Consider the following 16,920-nt stretch of genomic DNA (forward strand, 5'->3'; position numbering starts at 1 on the left):
TTGTCATTGCGGCGTGACGCCGTGTTTGAACGGGCGCGCAAAACCCGCCGAATCACCGTCGTTGAAGAGGATCGTGCGGGCATCCTCGGTGAAGTCGGCACAGGACTGGCGCCAGCGCGCCGTCGGCCAGATCAGTTCGACCGAAGCGTCTTCCGGCTGGTAGAACGCCGTATAGAGCGTGCCATAGCCCCGCCCATAAGAAGTCTGGTAGACAGGCGGGCGCAGGAAGCTGCCGAGCACCTTGTCCGGATCATGCTTCAGGGCGACGACCTTCTCCAGGGCGGCCTCCCGCTCGACTGAGCGTGTGGTCTGGGCATGGCGAGCCCATTCGACGCCATGCTGGTGATTGGTGCTGACGCGGCGCTCCAGCACCTCGGCCGGCCTGTCCGGGTTGACGTAGACGGTGGCGTAATGGCCCGCCCGGTCGAGCAGCGCCACCGAATAGGACATGTGGACGGGTACGCGCTTGAGTATGGCGACCGCCTCCGCCGTGTTGGTGGCGAATTCCAGCACATAACGCAGCACGATCGGGATGCCGAAGCCATCGCCAGCGGCTGTTCGCCCGCCGAAGGACAGCGAGACGCAGAGCCCATCCTCGTTGACGCCGTCGAGCACGCCCCACAGGCAGTCGACCACCGCCACCACACGCTTGCCATTGAAGCGCGAGGCCATCCAGGTGCCTTCGAGCAGGCGAGGGCTGTAGTCGTAATTGCGGATCAGTGCCGGCTTGTCGCCGCCGATGATCGCCTGCGAGCAGCCGCCGACATAGACCGGCGGACACCACATCGACAGGAAGCGGGCCTCCAGGTCACCATCGCCGGCCACGGCGACGATCGCCTCATAGGCCGGCAGCAGTTCCGGCATATGAGTGCGCAGTGCCCGCAGGCTCGCCAGATAGGTCGGGCGCGAGCGGATGCCGTCGCGGATGAACCAGCGGCTATAGGCATGCCAGTGACGATCGAACACCCGGCGCCACTTGGCACCGGGCATGTCTTCGTCGATGGCTTCGAACAGGAGATCCATAACTGGCGACACGCCCTAGCTCACGCGTTTGCTTACAGGATCTTGAAGGAGCCGGCGGCCGGCGCCTCGTCACGCTGGACCTCGGTCAAGGGCTTGGTGGCGTAGAGCCGCTTGATGCCCTTGATCCAGTTGCGCGCGCGGTCGTTGAGGTCGAAGTCGTTGTTCATCGATCGGCCGCGCGTGATGAGGATGCCGAGATCGGCGCCTTCATAGCGATAATCGCCCGGGCCGGTGATGCGCAGGAAGAAGGCTTCCTTCTCGGATTCGATCGCCTGGCGGTGATAATCGAAGCGGTCATAGGAAACCGAGCCGTCATCGGCCATGCGATAGATGCCGGTCGAGGGCGCGTGGGTGACGATATCGACGATATCCTCGGTCGATTTGATCACCAGCTGCGACCAGGAATCGATGAATTCCTTCTGGGCCCAGCGATTGTTCAGTTCCTCGACGTCGATCTTGTACTTGATGCCCGAGAATTCCATGAGATGGAACATGAATAGCGGCGCGTCGGCATAGGCAAAGGCCGCATGGTTGGTCATCGAGCTGGCGCCGCAGATGCGCGGGTTCAACTCGCCCAGATAGACCTCGTCATCCGACTCGTCGATCAGGAAGTCGAGGTCGAAATAGCCGCGATAGCCTTCCTTCACCAATTGGTTGCCGAAGCGATAGGCCATGTCCCGTGCCTTCTCACGGATCTTCTCGGAAAAGGCGCCGGGGAAGATCTCGTTGCCGCACCAACCGCCCTTGTAGGGCGTGAGTTCCTTGCGCCCGACGATTTCGGTGAGGAGGGGCCCGACGAGGGTGCCGGATCGCGTGGCGCAGGCTTCCATGGTGGCGCCCCGGCAGTTGATCCGCTTCATGATCTTGACTTCGTCTTCCGCCGCGATCTCCTTGGCGTGCTTCTTGTAATCATCCTCGCTGGCAATGAAGAAGGTGGTGTGCCCGGAATCGCCGAAAGCGGTCTGCACCACCAGGTCCGTGCCGATGCCGGCCTTCTTCGCCGCCGCCAGCAATTCCTCATAGGTCTTGGCCGAAGCCAGCGTGTTGGGCACCGACGGCACCTTGGCCTTGTTGCCGATGCGCACCGTCTCCATTTTGTTGTCGCAGCGCTGGCGCAGCTTCGCCTTGGGGAACCAGACCTCGATGCCGAGCTCCTCGCAGATCTCTTCGGTGGTCTCGTCGAACATCAGGAAGGTCGCGACGGCGCGTCCGCCCCGCTTCTTGATGTGATCGATGACTTCCTTGTGCTGCAGCAGATAATTGTTGATGTCCTCGATGCCCTCGAACTCCGCATGCGGGATTTCGGAGGGGACGAAGACATTGGGATGGCGCCCGTCGAAGCAGTCGATATAGCTGATAAACTTGAAGTTCCTGACCCACTCGTCCAGGCCGATCAGGTTGAAATTCGTTGCCGAAATGAAATAGATCGGCTGCTCATTGCGATGCATGACGACACGCAGGTCGGCAATGTTGGTGATGGTCTTCATGAGTTTGCCTTTCCCCTGCCTAAACTTTTTCTTCTGCCGTTTCTTCTTTTTCGTCAACGGCTTAACCGCGTCGTCGTGTGTTTGATTTCAAGATAGGACGACATTCCCCACGGGCCAAGCTCCCGGCCGATGCCACTGGCCTTGAAGCCACCCCAGGAGGTCTCGACGAAGATCATCTGCGGACTATTGATCCAGACATGGCCGACTTCCAGCGCATCCGCGACGCGGTTGGCCGTCGCCTCGTCGGAGCTTACGACGGTCCCGACCAGGCCGAAGGAACTGTCGTTTGCCAAGGCTATGGCCTCGGCTTCGCTATCGAAGGTGCGGATGCACAGCACCGGCCCGAAGATCTCCTCGCGCCAGAGCGGGCTGTCGGTGGGGACATCGGTGAAGATCGTCGGTTCAATGAACCAGCCGCCATTGATACTCTCAGGCTTGCCGCCGCCGGTCAGCAAGGTGAGGCCGCTGGCACGTCCCTTCTCGATATAGGCCAACACCTTGTCATGCTGGGCCTTCATGGTGATGGGGCCGATCTGCGTGTCTTCGTCGAGCGGATTGCCGGGCTTGATCGCCCTGGCTCCTGCGACCAGCGCTTCGATGAACCTGGGGGCGAGCGAGCGCTCGACCAGCAGCCGCGAGGTTGCCGAACACATCTGCCCGGCGTTGAAGAAGATGCCGCCCAGGACGCATTCGACAGCCTGATCGAAATCGGCGTCGGCGAACACGATGATCGGCGACTTGCCGCCGAGCTCCAGGCTCACGGATTTGGTGCCCGGTGCACCTGCCGCCATCACGCGTGCACCCACGGCATTGGAACCGGTGAAGGAGACTTTCGCGACATCGGGATGCTCGGTCATCGGTGCGCCGACGGCAAGGCCGGTACCGGTGATGATGTTCAGCACGCCGGGCGGCAAGCCGACTTCCTGCGCGATAACGCCGAGTTCGAGCTCCACCACCGGCGTGATCTCGGAAGGTTTCAGCACCACCGTGCAACCAGCGGCCAGCGCCGGTGCAACCTTCCAGGAAGTCGTCACCAGCGGGAAGTTCCAGGGCACGATCAAGCTGGCGACACCGGCTGGTTCGTAGCGCAAGCGGGCCGTGAAACCGCCATCCGGCACGGCGACGTTGCTGTTCTGCTTGTCCTCCAGCGCGATCGCCTGCTCGGCATAATAGGCGAAGGAGGACGCCGCGTCGCCCATGTCGATACGGGCTTCGAAGATCGGCTTGCCGTTGTTGCGCGAAGAAAGCCGGGCGAGTTCCTCGGCCCGTTCGCGCAGTTTGGCCGCGATGGCGGCGAGATAGCCCGCCCGCACCTTGCCACCGGCATCGCGCCAGGCGGGGAAGGCCGCTTTGGCCGCGGCAACGGCCTTGTCGACGTCGGCGGGGCCACCGGCAGCGACCTCGGTATAGGCTTCGCCGCGAAAGGGATCGAACACTTCGAGCGTGCCCGGCACGACCGGATCCTGCCAGACACCGTTGATGAAAAGCTGCTTTTGCATCGTCGTCCTCATGCCGCCAGAGCGAGAGCGAGGGGCGAGCCCGCACGGATTTCGATCACGGTCGGCACATCGCGCTTGGGCGAGGCTGCCAGCGCGGCCTCGAGTTCGGCGATGCTTGCCGGCAGAGCCGCCTCACAGCCGAGCGACCTGGCGAGCCCGATGAAATCAGGCGTGAAGATATCGACGCCGATCTGCGGAATGGCGCGATCCGCCATGAAGGCCTTGATCTCGCCATAGGAGGTGTTGTTCCAGATGATAACAGCCGCCGCGATCCTGGCCTCCACGGCACTGGCCAGTTCCTGCACCGAAAACTGCAGGCCGCCATCGCCGATCAGGCAGACGGCAGGACGATGCGGCGCGCCGAGCTTGGCACCGAAGGCGGCGGGAAGGCCGTAACCCAGCGTGCCGTAGCCGGTGGAGGAGTTGAAGTAGGAGCGCGGCTGCGGTGCCTGGTAGAACTGGTTCACCGCATAGACAGGCTCGGTCTGGTCACCGGCGACCACGGCCTGGGGCAGTGTCCGGGTGACGATGTCCATCAGGGCCCGATGCGTGCGGCAGGCCGGCCAGAGCCCGGCTTCCACCTTGGCGTTCGCCGCCTTGGCCCGGGCAGCGCCCGAGCCGGCGGCCGGGCCTTCGCCGAGGGCGGAGAGCAGCGCCGATGTCGCGAGCTTGGCGTCTGCGGCGATCGGCAGGGTGCAAGGGACGCCGATCGCCAATTGCTGCGGGTCGATGTCGATGCGGATCAGCGGTCCGCCGAACTGGAAGGGCTTCGGCTCGGGATACATTTCCGTCTCGCCGAACTCGGTACCGACGGCCAGGATGCAATCGCTGGCAGCCAATTCGTCGAGCAAGGGATCCATGCCGAGATTGCCGCTGAGGGCGAGGGGGTGGCCGGGCTTGAGCACGCCGCGGCCGTTGATGGTCATGAACACCGGCGCATCGAGCTTCTCGGCGATCGCGGTGATCTCGGCCGACGCATCGGCTGCGCCGCCGCCGGCCACGATGAGGGGCCGCTTGGCGGCCTTGAGCAGGGTGGAGGCCTTGGCGATCGCCGCCTGGCTGGCCGACGCCTTGTCAGGCAGCGGCCTCGCATCGGTAGGCAGATGTCCAGCTCGCGAAACGATGACATCCAGCGGGATTTCGATATGGACCGGCCGTGGGCGCGATGAATTGAACACGGTGAAGGCGCGCGCCATCACTTCGGGAAGCTGCGCGGCATCGAGCAGGGTGTGGCTGAAGGCGCTGACGCCGGCCACGAGATTACGCTGTGAGGGCAATTCATGCAGCCGGCCCTGGCCCATGGCAAGCTGGTCGCGCGAATTGACGGCGGAGATCACCAGCATGGGCACGGAATCGGCATAGGCCTGGCCCATGGCGGTAGCGATATTGGTCATGCCGGGGCCGGTAACGATGAAGCACACGCCGGGCTTGCCGGTCACACGGGCATAACCGTCGGCCATGAAGCCCGCGCCTTGTTCGTGGCGCGGGGTGACATGGCGGATCCGGGTGGCGGGCAGGCCGCGATAAAGCTCGACCGTGTGCACGCCCGGGATGCCGAAGATCAGCTCGACGCCATAGGATTCGAGCAGTTTGACGAGATATTCGCCGCATGTGACCGTTGTTGCTGACATGTGCCTTACCGCCTCTTCACGCCCGGCAGGACGCAGAGCATTTCAAACAGGAGATTGGCCGCCGTGATCGCGGTGTTGCCGGCAGGGTCGTAGGGCGGGGAGACTTCGACGAGGTCGCAGCCCACCAGGTCGAGGCCCCAGCAGCCGCGGATGATCTCGATGGCCTGGATCGTGGTGAGCCCGCCGATCTCCGGCGTGCCGGTGCCCGGCGCGATCGAGGGATCGAGGCTGTCGATGTCGTAGGTGAGGTAGACAGGCCCGCCGCCGACCTGCGCGCGGACTTCTTCCATCAGCGGCGTCAGCGATCTGTGCCAGCATTCCTCGGCCTGCACCACGCGAAAGCCCTGCTCGCGCGGCCAGTCGAAATCATCGGCGGCATAGCCGGTACCGCGCAAGCCGATCTGCACGCAGCGCCTGGTGTCGAGCACCCCTGCCTCGACCGCACGGCGGAAGGGCGTGCCATGGGCGATCGGCTCGCCGAACATGTGCTCGTTGATGTCTGCATGGGCGTCGACATGAATGAGGCCGACGGGCCCATATTTCTCGGCGATGGCCCGCAGGATCGGGTAGCTCAGCGTATGGTCGCCGCCCAGCGTCAGCGGCTTGCAGCCATTGGCGATGATGCCCCGATAGGCATCGGTGATGATGTCCATGCATTTGGGCAGGTTGAAGGTGTCGATGGCGATGTCGCCGATATCGGCCACCTGCAGGCTGTCGAAGGGGGCCGCCCGCGTCGCCATGTTGTAGGGGCGGATCATACAGGATTCGGTGCGGATCTGCCGAGGCCCAAAACGGGTGCCGGGCCGGTTGGAGGTGCCGATATCCATGGGGATGCCGACGAAGCAGGCATCCAGCCCTTCGGTCGTGGGCTGGGTCGGCAGGCGCATCATGGTGGCGGGGCCGCCAAAACGCGGCATCTCATTGCCGCCGAGCGGCTGGTTGAAGGATCTGGCAGTCATTCATTCCTCCCATTGAAACAGGCCGATGGCACACTCTAGGCCGGCCCGTTCAATTGGCTGATTTTATTATCTTGGCATACGCCCGGCCGCGAGGTCGGGCGGTCTTCACTCTTCGTGACGTGGCAGGATCAGGCACGGCACTGGCGAGTTATGGGCGATCTTGCTCGAATTGGAGCCGAGGAACACCCGCAAAAGCGGCCCCAGATTGCTCGATCCCACCACCAGCAATTCGGCATTGGCCCAGAGTACCGAATCGAAAGCTGCCTTCCAGGTTTTGCCGTCGCCGATCTCGCCGGTTACCGGCACCGGACTGTCCCACTTGTCGATCACCTCGGACTGGGCTTCGCTGGCCTGCTGGCGCAGCGTGTTGGAAACGATGTTCTCGACATCGTAGCCGGCGCCTGTCGGATACATCTGCTTGTCGCGCACCACCAAGGTGACGAGGCGCAGGGGCACGCCGAGAAGCTGGGCAAGTTCAGCGGCGCGGCGGGCAAGCCCTGGCGAGGTCGAGGCACCGGAGAAGGCGCAGCTCAAGCGTCGCACCTGCGTCCTCGCATCGGCGGAATAGCCACGCGGTGCCACGGCGACCGGCACATGGGCCGAGCGCAGCACGTCGGTGGTGACGCTGCCTTCGGCAAAGCGGCCGAGCGACGCGACGCGGCTCGAACCCAGCACCAGGCAATCGGCGCCGACATCGGAAGCAACCTTGAGTAGGCCGTCGCGGGCCGAAGGCGCTGCGACGGTGACGAAGTCGGCTTCGATATCGGCCGGCAGGCTTGCCTTGGCCTTGTCGAGCGCCTTGGCGGCATTCTGGCGCAGGAATTCGCCATACTCGCCGTCCACCCGGGCCGGGGAGGGAGGTCCCCAGGTATCGGGGGTGATGGTGCATACCACCAGCGAGCCCTGGCAGGAGCGCGACAGCAGAGCCCCCAAAGCGAGCGCTTCGCGCCCGCCCTGATCGGGAGAAAGGCCAACGAGATACTTCATTCGGCTGCCTCGCCAACTGCCGTGCCCATGGTTTCAAGCCGCGAATTGCGGGCGGAATAAGTAAGGTAGAGCAGAGCCGCGATGGCAATCCACACCGCCGTGATGGCGTAGACCATCCAGCTGAGCTTCAGGATCAGGTAGACGCAGGCGAGGATGCTGAGAATCGGCAGCACAGGGCCGAACGGCACGCGATAGCCGCGCGCCATGTCGGGTTGGGTATAGCGCAGGATCAGCACACCGGCGGACACCACGGTGAAAGCGACCAGGGTGCCCATGCTGGTCAGGTCCCACAACACGCCAGCCGGAACGAAGGCTGCGATCAGGGCCACGAACACGGCGACGATCACGGTGCAGGCCACCGGCGTCATGGTGTGCGGGTTCACCTGGTGGAAGATCCCCGGCAGCATGCCGTCGCGCGACACGGCGAAGAGAATGCGGGACTGGCCATAGAGCACGATCAGCGTCACCGAGAAGATCGAGATCACTGCGCCGGCAGCCAGGAGGTTGGCCGGCCAGGCCTGGCCCGTGATGTTCTGGAGAATGGTGGCGAGGCCCGCTTCCTGTCCGTCGAACTGGCTGGCAGGCTGCACGCCGAGAGCCGCGATGGCGACCATGATGTAGAAGCCCGTGACGATCACCAGCGCGAAGATGATCGCCAGCGGCAGGTTGCGTTTGGGATTGACCACTTCTTCGCCTGCCGTCGACACCGCGTCGAGGCCGACAAAAGTGAAGAAGATCGAGGCCGCCGCGGCCTGGACGCCGCCGAAACCCTTCTCGCCGAAGAAGGGCGTGAAGTTCTCGGCGTGGAAGGCGCTGCCCGCGATGACGATGAACAGGGTCAGCACGGCGAGCTTGATCAGCACCATGATGGCGTTGGTGCGGGCCGATTCCTTGGAGCCGCGCAGCAGCAGGATGCAGCATAGCGTCACCAGGATTACCGCCGGCAGGTTGATCAGGCCCGAGCCCTCGCCGAAGAAGGCCATGGCGAAGGGATGGTCACCGTCGGGAATGGTGATCGGCCCCTTCGTCATCCAGGCGGGTAAGACGATATGGGGCGGTAGGTTGGACAGGAGCTTTTCGACATATTCCGCCCAGCCCACCGCGACGGCCGCGGCCGAGATGCCATATTCCAGCACCAGGCAGGCGGCGACGAAGAAGGCGACGCCTTCGCCCAGCGTGGCATAGGCGTAGGAATAGGACGAACCGGAAACCGGGATCATCGAACTCATTTCGGCATAGCACAGCGCCGCAAGGCCGGCGGCAACGGCGGCGATGATGAAGGAGATCACCACTGCGGGGCCCGCAACCGGAACCTGCTCGCTGAGCACGAAGAAAATACCGGTACCGATGGTAGCGCCGACGCCAAACAGCGTCAGCTGGAACAGCGTGATCGAGCGGCCGAGCGAACCATGGCCGTCACTGCCCGATGAATCCGCGATCAATTTATCGACAGGTTTCTTGCGAGCAAGCCGCTCGATTAGGGATGGCGTCATGGCCAAGCGTTCCTCTCCAGAATCCCGTTCGGGACGTTATTTTGCTTGCGCGAATTGTACCGGCGAGCCCGCCAAAGGTGCTGCTGTATTTCAGTTGCCCTTCGATCATTGCTGCTGCCAGCCGCTCCCCGCACGCTAGTTTGTGTTGCGAGTGGACAGGGGGCATCGATTGGTGGAAAGAGGCGCAAAACTAGCCGGTGCCGATGCCAGTTGCGCCTGCTTGGTGCATAGTGCGGGCCGGGTCGGCGGTTTCCAGGGGCGAAAGCAATGAAGGATGACGATGGTGCGTTTCGGCTCGACCAGGTCGACCTACGTATTCTGAGCCGGTTGCAGAGCGACGCGCGGGCGACCAACCAGGAACTCGCCGATGCCGTCGGCCTGTCCCCCAGCCCTTGCCTGCAGCGTGTCAAGCGGCTGGAAAAGGCGGGTGTCATTTCGAGCTATCACGCCAGCGTCGACATCGCCAAAGTGTGCCGTCATATCGATGTCATCGCCGCGGTGACGCTCAACAGCCACGGCCTCGACGATTTCCTCACCTTCGAGAAGATGGTGATGGCGATGCGCTACGTGGTGGAGTGCACCAAGGTCAGCGGCCCGATCGACTATCTCGTGCGGTTCGTCTGCCCCGATATCGGCTCCTACCAGATGCTTTCGGACGAGCTTTTAAAGCTCGGCCCGAAGATCGGCAACCTTTCGAGCTATATCGTGCTGAAATCCACCAAGCCCTTCACCGGCGTCGCCCTCGATGATCTGGTGGCCCCCCACCATCGGCCGGGCGCAGTGCGCCGGGCAGACTGACAAGCCAAGAATTGAAGAGACTCTCAACCATGTCAGGCAGCTACACCGCCGCAGCGCCCGTACCGTCACCTCTCGACGGCGCCGTGCCGCAGCGGGACAATACTCGTTTCATGATCGCCGGCATCCAGATGCCCGTGCCCATCGGCGGCAAGAATATCCCGACGATGATCGCACAGCTCGAGAAAACCGTGGCGCTCTATCCGGGGGTGGACATGGTGGTATTCAGCGAACTCGCCATGCACGGCCCGCTCCACGCCTGCGCCTCGAAGGATCCGCTGGCCGACGAGGCCGTCTTCCAGGCTTTCGCCGCCCGCCATCGCATCTGGATCGTACCCGGCACGGCCTTCGTCGAGCGGGAAGGCAAGATCTACAATCATGCCGTTGTGATCAATCCCCAGGGCGAGATTGCGGGGCGCTACGACAAGATGTTTCCCTTCCTGCCCTTCGAGGCAGGGGTGACCGGCGGCAGCCAGTTCCTGATCTTCGACGTGCCCGATATCGGCCGTTTCGGCCTGACCATCTGCTACGATATCTGGTTTCCGGAAACCACGCGCACGCTGACCTCGGCAGGGGTCGAGGTGCTGATCCATCCCGTTCTCACCGGGACGACCGATCGCAATGCGGAACTCGCCATCGTGCAGGCCACGGCTGTGATGTTCAGTTGCTATGTCGTTGATGTGAACGGGCTGGATGCCGGCGGCGTCGGCCAGTCCCTGGTGGCGGATCCGACGGGACGGGTGGTGCATCAATGCGGACAGGCGACCGAGATATTTCCCATCAACGTCGATCTCGGGCTGGTACGGCAAGTGCGGTCCGAGGGCGCCAATGGCCTTGGCCAGGTGCTCAAGTCCTTTCGCGACAAGAATGCCGTGCTCGATACCTATGCCAACAATGGCATGACGCCTTATCTCGACAGCCTCGGGCCTCTGCGCCCCATGCGAAAACGGCTGGATCCGACAGACTGACGGCTGTGCGTCTTGCCTGGCGGGCGAGCCGGGACGAACGGACGCGAAGATTCCGGCCTCCATCAAGCGGCAGAGTTGAAGCGGCCGCCAAATTCGATGCGGCCGATGTAGGCAATGAAAAGGGACAATTCAAAGCGCCCTTGAAGGCCGCCTTGTTCAAGCTGGGCGAGGGAATAACAATATCGTAAGCTGGCGGCATGAACGCCACCATTGTCCACCTGAAGATTACGCTCGATGACGTCGAACCCAAAGTGGTGCGTCGCCTCGAAGTTCCCGCCAGCATTCGGCTCGACCGCCTGCACCTGACACTTCAGGCCGCGCTCGGCTGGACCAACAGCCATCTCTACGAATTGCGCGTCAAGGAAATCGGGTGGGGGATTCCCGATCCCGAATGGGGCGAAGGCCCGCTCGACGCACGCAAGGCAACCCTTCTCAACGTCCTGGAGGATACTGGCGCCAAGAAGCTGCGCTATCTCTACGACTTCGGCGATGGATGGGAGCATACCGTCAAGATCGAGCGCATTGTGGATCCCCAACCCAACATACTCTATCCGCGGCTGGTCAAGGCAATCGGCCGTTGCCCGCCCGAGGATGTGGGTGGCCCATGGGGCTATGCCGAGTTTATCGATGCTCTCGCTGATCCCGCGCATGAACGGCATGGTGAGATGCGCGATTGGGCTGGTGACTTCGATCCATTGCACCTCGACCCACAAGAACTCGCCGATAATGTCCTTGGCCTGGCCCGACTATGGGCTCGCAAACCCGCGACAAAACGTACGAAGATATCGTAGTCCGATCCTGCAACGGTGCCTGGCGCCTCCATGCCATAGCCGACGGATGCTTGCTGGAAATGTCGGGCAGGAGATACCCTCCGACATTTGCAGTGCAACGGGCAGCAGGCGGATTTGCCAACTCCACCGCTCCCCGCTCGGCGTGGTGTCATGACCTCGGCACGGCACGTGGAAGCGATCAGATCATCCCTTCGATTCCCGCAGCCAGACCAGCATTTCCCCCGGTTCCCGATTGTCCCATGCGAAATAGGGTACAGCCTTGACCTCCGCCGAGGTCTTGCGGGGCGGCGCGGAACGATAGAGCCCGCCGTTCCAGTCATCGGCGAGTTCGGCTTCGCCGGTCGCGGTTAGCGACACGATGCCGCCAAGCAAGCTCGGCTCATCCACGATCTTCAGCGCTGTGTCTACCGGAAGGGAAAGGGCTGACAAGCCACCGCGATTGTCGACTTCCTCCACGCAATAAAGCATCGGCCCTCTTGCCAGGGCCACGCGGCCGAGATCCTGCCGGACATTCGGATTGGCGTAGATGCGCCGGGCGTCCATTTCGAGATCGAGCTTCACCATGTCGCCGCTCTTCCATCGGCGGTCGAGTGTCGCATAGCCGTTGTTGCTTGACGCGGACAGGTCGACAGCCTCGCCATTCACGGTGAGGCTCGCCTTCCGGCACCAGCCGGGAATGCGAAGATGCAGCTTGAATTGCAGCGGAGCGTTGGTCTCCACGCCAATCGCGATGGCGCCGTCCCAGGGATAGCGGCTCTCCTGGGCCAGCGTCACCTTGCCACCGGCCACCTCGAAGCGGCCGGTATTGTCGCCATAGAGATGCACCGCGATCGCGTCTTCCGACTGGCCGTAGAAATAGCTGCCGACCGAAGCCACCATGCGCCCGATATTCGGAGGGCAGCATGGGCAGCGATGCCAGATCCAGCGATTATGCCTGCCACGGCTCTCCAGTGGATTTTCATAGAAGAAGCGTGAGCCATCGAGCGACAGGCCGGAGATCGAGCCGTTGTAGAGCGCCTGCTCCATGATGTCGCCATAACGCGCATTGGGACCCATGCCGAGCATGCGGCTTGCCCAGAACACCAGGGCGACGGCAGCGCAGGTTTCCGCATAGGCCGTCTCGTTGGGCAGATCATAGTCGGCGGTGAAGCCCTCATTGGCAGCGGAGGGGCCGAGCCCGCCCGTGAGGTAGAGGTTCTTTTGGGTCAGGTCGTCCCAGAGACGGTCGAGCGCCACCCTGAGCGTGTCGTCGCCATATTCGGTCGCTACGTCCGCCATGCCCGAATAGAGGTACATCGCCCGCACGGCGTGGCCCACCACCTTGTCCTGCTCGCGCACGGGCTTGTGTGACTGGTTGTATTCATAGGTCTTGAAGTGGAAATTCTTCGGATCGGCGCCGCGCGCCCGTGCTTCCTGATCGAAGTAGTGCGGCTCCTGGCCACGCTCGTCGATAAAGAATTTCGCCAGGTCGAGATATTTCTGCTCGCCGGTGACGCGGCCGAGCTTGACGAGCGCAAGCTCGATTTCCTCGTGCCCGCAATAGCCTCTCTTCTTGCCGGGCTCCGGCCCGAACGTGTCGCCGATATGGTCGGCGTAGCGGCTCAGGATATCGAGCAGCTTGCGCTTGCCGGTGGCCTGATAATAGGCGACCGCGCCTTCGATCAAGTGACCGGCGCAATAGAGCTCGTGGCAGTCGCGCAGGTTCGTCCAACGCAAGCCCGGCTGGATGCGCTGGTACCAGCTCGACAGATAGCCGTCCGGCTGCTGGAGCTTTTCATACATGTCGATGACGGCATCGATTTTCTTTTCGAGCTCGGGATTGCGGCGGCGGTAGAGCGAATAGGCGGCCGTCTCGATGGTCTTGCCCCAGTCGGAGTCCCAGAACATCTGCGTCGTCACGGTCGCGCCGGTGAATTCATTGCCCGTCGGCGACATCGAATGAAAGGGGATGACCACGCCGGGCGACGGACGGTCCGGGTCAATCTGCTCCAGCATGCGGGCTGCCACGCAGCGGTCGTAGAGAATGTCGGCGGTGCGTGCGGCGACCGCATCGACACGATCGCCCCAGAAGCCGCGCACATCGATCTGCGGTACGGCCGGCGGCCGGAAGCGGGTGCGGGTGGCAATCTCGTTCGGCGCAGTGCTTGCGTTCGTCATGACAAACTCCAAGGAGAAAAATGGATCATTTCACCGCGCCGGCCGTCAGGCCGCGGATGTAATAGCGTTGCAGAAGCAGGAAGAGGATGAGGCAGGGGATCATCATGACAGTGACGCCGGCCTGAACGGCGCCCCAGTCGACCGCTCCGAACCGACCGGACTGGAGGGCCGTCATCATGATCGGCAAGGTGAATTTGGACTGATCGGTCATCAGCACCAGCGCCGCCAGAAACTCGTTCCAGGCGCCCAGAAAGGCGAACAGGGCGATGGTCACCACGCCCGGCCAGACCAGCGGCAGCATCACGGTCAGCAGGAGTCTGGTATTGTTGGCGCCGTCCATGCGGGCGGCTTCCTCGATCTCGCGCGGTACTGCGTCGAAGGCGTTGCGCATCATGAAGACTGAAAAGGGCAGCTGCAGCGTGACATAGACGCAGACGAGGCCGGTCAGCGTGTTGGAGAGGCCGAGCCTGGTGAGGATCAGGAAGATCGGCGTCAGGATCGACTGGAACGGGATCATGATGGTCGAGAGGATCATCATGAACAGCGCGTCCTTGAACGGGAAGCGGAAGCGCGAGAAGCCGTAGCCCGCCAGAACGCTGATGATCACGGAGAGCACAACCGTCATGCCGGTGACGTAGAGGCTGTTCTGGGCCGGTCCCAGCAGCCCCGCGCCGAAACCGTTGAGGGCGGCGTAGTTCTCCGTCGAAAAGCCGGTCACCGGCCAAGGCGGCAAAGGCGGCTGCCGCGCCTCGCTCGGCGGCTTGAAGCTGGAGAGGACGGCCCAGAAGATCGGCGCGAGAAAGAGGATGGCGACGCCGATGCCGACCATATGGGTGGCGAGGAAGCCCGCCTGCTTGCGTCGGGAGGTCGAGGCCGGCGTGCTCATTCCAGGCCCTCCGGGTTCCTGAGCACACGCAGCTGGATCAGGCTGAGCACCACCAGGATGACGAGCAGCACCATCGAAAGCGCCGCGCCATAGCCGAGCTTGAAGGAGACGAAGGACTGGTTGAAGATCCAGTACACGGCCGTCAGCGTCTGGTTGCTCGGGCCGCCGCGCAGGATGATGTAGAACTGGTCGAAGGCGAGGATTGAGCCGGCGACCGAGAGGATCAGCGCCAGGGCGAGCGTGCGCCGCATCAAGGGCAGGGTGATATGGCAGAAGCGGGCGAGAGGGCTGGCGCCGTCGATCTTGGCCGCCTCATGCAGTTCGCCCGGGATCGACTGCAGGCCGGACATCAATATGATCATGGTGAAACCGGCGACCTTCCACACCACCATGACGATGATCGACCAGAAGGCGGGTTGGAAGGTGGCGAGCAGGTTGATCTTCTTTTCGGTGAGACCGAGGGCATAGGCAGCGGGGCTGAACAGGCCTGAATCGACATTGAGCAGCCACGACCACAGGAGGCTCGCCGAGGCGAAACCGACCACGACCGGCATGAAGAAGGCGGTGCGGTAATAGCCGACGCCGGCGCGGGGGCGCTCGATGAACAGCGCCAGCGGGAAAGCGACGGCGAAGATCGCGATGGTGACGATCACCGTGTAGTAGAAGGTGAAGCCGAGGGCGCCCCAGAAGCGGCTGTCATTCTCGATGGCAAAGTAGTTGGCGAGGCCGATGAAGCGGGGCATGCCCATCAGCGGCCAGTTGTGCAGCGACATCCAGGCCGTCATGCCCAGCGGAATGATGAAGAAGACCAGCACCAGCGCGATCGCCGGCGCGATATAGACGAGGCCGATCAGCTGGCTGCGCTTCAGATAGGAGGCACGGCGCCGCGGCAGTGCCGGATGGATCGCGGTCATGCTCATGGACCTCGGCGTTCTGAGCTGGGGGAGCCGGCCGCTGCAAGGGGAGGCAGCGGCCTTTATGGACGACCGCCGTCAGGGCGCCGTGTCGATGGTGGACTGCATCGTCTTCTCGGCGGTCGCGATGGCGCCGTCGATGTCGGTGCCGAAGATCGCATCGCCGAGCATCTGGTTCCAGGGGCCATTGGCGGAATTGATGATGTCGTTGAACACCGTGCTGTAGGGCGTGCGGCCCTTCGCCATCGCTTCAGCGGCGATCTGATAGCGCGGGTCGAGATCCTTCAGCGCGTCCTTGGCAATGTCGCCACGGACCGGCAGGCTGCCATATTTGGCAAGGATGGTCTGGCCCTCGAGCGAATAGCAGAAGTCGAGGAACTCCTTCAGGACGGCAAGTTTGGTGGTGCCCTTGGTGATGACGAAATTGTCGCCGCCGGCGAAGGAGGACCAGCCGCCATCCTTCCCGGGCAGGAAGGTGATGCCGTAGTCGATATCGGGATATTGCGTGTTCAGGGCACCGATCGCGAAGGCGCCCGAGGGATTGATGCCGATCTTGCCGCCGGCAAAGGCGGCGAAGAAGTTGGAGCCGTTGTCGCTCTGGGCGCCTTCAGGAACGAGTCCCTTCTTGAGCATCGAGCGATAGAAGTCGATGGCGCTGCGCAACTGCGGGCTGTCGAGGGTCGCCTTCTTGCCATCCGCTGACAGGATGTCGCCGCCGGAGGCCCAGATCAGCGGCGTGAAGGTGAAGATGTTGCAGCCGGGGCAATTGCCTGAGAAGTAGAAGCCCTTGATGTCGCCGCCCAGCGTGTTGATCTTCTCCGCGTCCGCTTCGATTTCGGCCCAGGTCGTCGGGCCCTTTTCAGGATCGAGGCCGGCCTGCTTGAAAAGCTTCTTGTTCCAGATCAGCACCGAGGCGTCGGCCGAGAATGGCAGCCCATAGATGCGGTCCTGATAGGTGCCGGTCTTCACATGCGCCGGTGAAAGGCTGGCGAAATAGGGCAGGGACTTGGCCCAGTCCGTGATGTCCTCCAACTGCCCGGAGGCGGCGAAGGACGGCGTGTAGATCAGGTCGAGCGACAGCCCGTCCGGCGGGGTGCCGCCGGCGACGGCGGTGCCGTATTTCTGGATGATTTCGGCATTGGGGATGATGTCGAGCTTGATCTGGTCCGGATGGCTCTTGTTGAAGGCATCGACGACCTTCGGCATGAAATTGGATGCGTCGGCGCGCACCCAGATATTGGCCGTTTCGGCCGACCACGCGGCCTGAGTCCAGCCCAAGCTGGCGCACAGCGCCAGTCCGGCGATCCATTTGTTCATGTCATTCCTCCCT

At 63.1% G+C, this 16,920-nt stretch carries 14 protein-coding genes; 3 read left to right on the plus strand and 11 right to left on the minus strand.

The annotated features are described in order from the left end of the window. Positions 1 to 3: 3 nt before the first annotated feature. The 7 genes from QQL24_RS27010 to QQL24_RS27040 all read right to left on the minus strand — a co-directional run bounded on the left by QQL24_RS27010 (position 4) and on the right by QQL24_RS27040 (position 9,079). On the minus strand, positions 4 to 1,035 hold the full coding sequence (locus QQL24_RS27010) for a C45 family autoproteolytic acyltransferase/hydrolase (RefSeq protein ID WP_284315398.1): 1,032 nt from the start codon (positions 1,033 to 1,035) through the stop codon (positions 4 to 6). Positions 1,036 to 1,055: 20 nt separating this feature from the next. Further along, positions 1,056 to 2,567, minus strand: a complete 1,512-nt coding sequence (locus QQL24_RS27015; protein WP_284315399.1) for a biotin carboxylase — start codon at positions 2,565 to 2,567, stop codon at positions 1,056 to 1,058. Further along, positions 2,564 to 4,009: an aldehyde dehydrogenase family protein gene (locus QQL24_RS27020; RefSeq protein WP_284315400.1), complete on the minus strand. Its 1,446-nt coding sequence runs from the start codon at positions 4,007 to 4,009 to the stop codon at positions 2,564 to 2,566. The genes QQL24_RS27015 and QQL24_RS27020 overlap by 4 nt, the downstream gene beginning before the upstream one ends. An 8-nt stretch (positions 4,010 to 4,017) precedes the next feature. Beyond that, positions 4,018 to 5,640: a 5-guanidino-2-oxopentanoate decarboxylase gene (locus tag QQL24_RS27025; protein ID WP_284315401.1), complete on the minus strand. Its 1,623-nt coding sequence runs from the start codon at positions 5,638 to 5,640 to the stop codon at positions 4,018 to 4,020. A 5-nt stretch (positions 5,641 to 5,645) separates the two neighbouring features. After that, a complete protein-coding gene (speB, locus tag QQL24_RS27030) occupies positions 5,646 to 6,599 on the minus strand; it encodes an agmatinase (protein ID WP_284315402.1) in 954 nt (317 codons plus the stop codon). 105 nt (positions 6,600 to 6,704) lie between these two features. Then, positions 6,705 to 7,586, minus strand: coding sequence for a universal stress protein (locus tag QQL24_RS27035; RefSeq protein ID WP_284315403.1), 882 nt, complete (start codon positions 7,584 to 7,586; stop codon positions 6,705 to 6,707). Next, the gene (locus tag QQL24_RS27040; protein ID WP_284315404.1) at positions 7,583 to 9,079 is read right to left on the minus strand and encodes an APC family permease; all 1,497 of its coding nucleotides are present in this window, start codon (positions 9,077 to 9,079) and stop codon (positions 7,583 to 7,585) included. Before QQL24_RS27040 ends, QQL24_RS27035 begins: the two co-directional genes overlap by 4 nt. Before the next feature lie 267 nt (positions 9,080 to 9,346). On the opposite strand from QQL24_RS27040, the gene QQL24_RS27045 reads away from it, so the two are divergent. The 3 genes from QQL24_RS27045 (at position 9,347) to QQL24_RS27055 (ending at position 11,633) form a co-directional block, all read left to right on the plus strand. Next, positions 9,347 to 9,877 carry an Lrp/AsnC family transcriptional regulator gene (locus QQL24_RS27045; RefSeq protein WP_284315405.1) on the plus strand — a complete coding sequence of 177 codons (531 nt, stop codon included), beginning with the start codon at positions 9,347 to 9,349 and terminating at the stop codon, positions 9,875 to 9,877. 29 nt (positions 9,878 to 9,906) lie between these two features. Then, positions 9,907 to 10,842 carry a carbon-nitrogen hydrolase family protein gene (locus QQL24_RS27050; protein ID WP_284315406.1) on the plus strand — a complete coding sequence of 312 codons (936 nt, stop codon included), beginning with the start codon at positions 9,907 to 9,909 and terminating at the stop codon, positions 10,840 to 10,842. Between the two features lie 197 nt (positions 10,843 to 11,039). Continuing rightward, positions 11,040 to 11,633 (plus strand): plasmid pRiA4b ORF-3 family protein, encoded by a 594-nt coding sequence (locus QQL24_RS27055; RefSeq protein WP_284315407.1) that lies wholly within the window; start codon positions 11,040 to 11,042, stop codon positions 11,631 to 11,633. 183 nt (positions 11,634 to 11,816) lie between these two features. On the opposite strand, the gene QQL24_RS27060 is transcribed toward QQL24_RS27055, so the two are convergent. The 4 genes from QQL24_RS27060 to QQL24_RS27075 all read right to left on the minus strand — a co-directional run bounded on the left by QQL24_RS27060 (position 11,817) and on the right by QQL24_RS27075 (position 16,907). Next, positions 11,817 to 13,790, minus strand: coding sequence for a glycoside hydrolase family 127 protein (locus QQL24_RS27060; RefSeq protein WP_284315408.1), 1,974 nt, complete (start codon positions 13,788 to 13,790; stop codon positions 11,817 to 11,819). A 25-nt stretch (positions 13,791 to 13,815) separates the two neighbouring features. After that, the gene (locus QQL24_RS27065; RefSeq protein ID WP_284315409.1) at positions 13,816 to 14,676 is read right to left on the minus strand and encodes a carbohydrate ABC transporter permease; all 861 of its coding nucleotides are present in this window, start codon (positions 14,674 to 14,676) and stop codon (positions 13,816 to 13,818) included. Beyond that, on the minus strand, positions 14,673 to 15,596 hold the full coding sequence (locus tag QQL24_RS27070) for a carbohydrate ABC transporter permease (RefSeq protein ID WP_284315410.1): 924 nt from the start codon (positions 15,594 to 15,596) through the stop codon (positions 14,673 to 14,675). Before QQL24_RS27070 ends, QQL24_RS27065 begins: the two co-directional genes overlap by 4 nt. Before the next feature lie 72 nt (positions 15,597 to 15,668). Then, entirely contained in the window at positions 15,669 to 16,907 is a 1,239-nt protein-coding gene (locus tag QQL24_RS27075; protein ID WP_284315411.1) for an ABC transporter substrate-binding protein, read from the minus strand. Between the last annotated feature and the right edge of the window lie 13 nt (positions 16,908 to 16,920).

Origin of the sequence: Labrys miyagiensis (genome assembly GCF_030160835.1) — a bacterium.
Taxonomy (GTDB): domain Bacteria; phylum Pseudomonadota; class Alphaproteobacteria; order Rhizobiales; family Labraceae; genus Labrys; species Labrys miyagiensis.

What these genes read in the sequence shown, in the direction of transcription:
- QQL24_RS27065 (WP_284315409.1), bottom strand. Translation starts at nt 14,676, where the DNA reads ATGAGCACGCCGGCCTCGACCTCCCGACGCAAGCAGGCGGGCTTCCTC.
- speB (WP_284315402.1), bottom strand. Translation starts at nt 6,599, where the DNA reads ATGACTGCCAGATCCTTCAACCAGCCGCTCGGCGGCAATGAGATGCCG.
- QQL24_RS27025 (WP_284315401.1), bottom strand. Translation starts at nt 5,640, where the DNA reads ATGTCAGCAACAACGGTCACATGCGGCGAATATCTCGTCAAACTGCTC.
- QQL24_RS27050 (WP_284315406.1), top strand. Translation starts at nt 9,907, where the DNA reads ATGTCAGGCAGCTACACCGCCGCAGCGCCCGTACCGTCACCTCTCGAC.
- QQL24_RS27055 (WP_284315407.1), top strand. Translation starts at nt 11,040, where the DNA reads ATGAACGCCACCATTGTCCACCTGAAGATTACGCTCGATGACGTCGAA.
- QQL24_RS27075 (WP_284315411.1), bottom strand. Translation starts at nt 16,907, where the DNA reads ATGAACAAATGGATCGCCGGACTGGCGCTGTGCGCCAGCTTGGGCTGG.
- QQL24_RS27035 (WP_284315403.1), bottom strand. Translation starts at nt 7,586, where the DNA reads ATGAAGTATCTCGTTGGCCTTTCTCCCGATCAGGGCGGGCGCGAAGCG.
- QQL24_RS27020 (WP_284315400.1), bottom strand. Translation starts at nt 4,009, where the DNA reads ATGCAAAAGCAGCTTTTCATCAACGGTGTCTGGCAGGATCCGGTCGTG.
- QQL24_RS27045 (WP_284315405.1), top strand. Translation starts at nt 9,347, where the DNA reads ATGAAGGATGACGATGGTGCGTTTCGGCTCGACCAGGTCGACCTACGT.
- QQL24_RS27070 (WP_284315410.1), bottom strand. Translation starts at nt 15,596, where the DNA reads ATGAGCATGACCGCGATCCATCCGGCACTGCCGCGGCGCCGTGCCTCC.
- QQL24_RS27040 (WP_284315404.1), bottom strand. Translation starts at nt 9,079, where the DNA reads ATGACGCCATCCCTAATCGAGCGGCTTGCTCGCAAGAAACCTGTCGAT.
- QQL24_RS27060 (WP_284315408.1), bottom strand. Translation starts at nt 13,790, where the DNA reads ATGACGAACGCAAGCACTGCGCCGAACGAGATTGCCACCCGCACCCGC.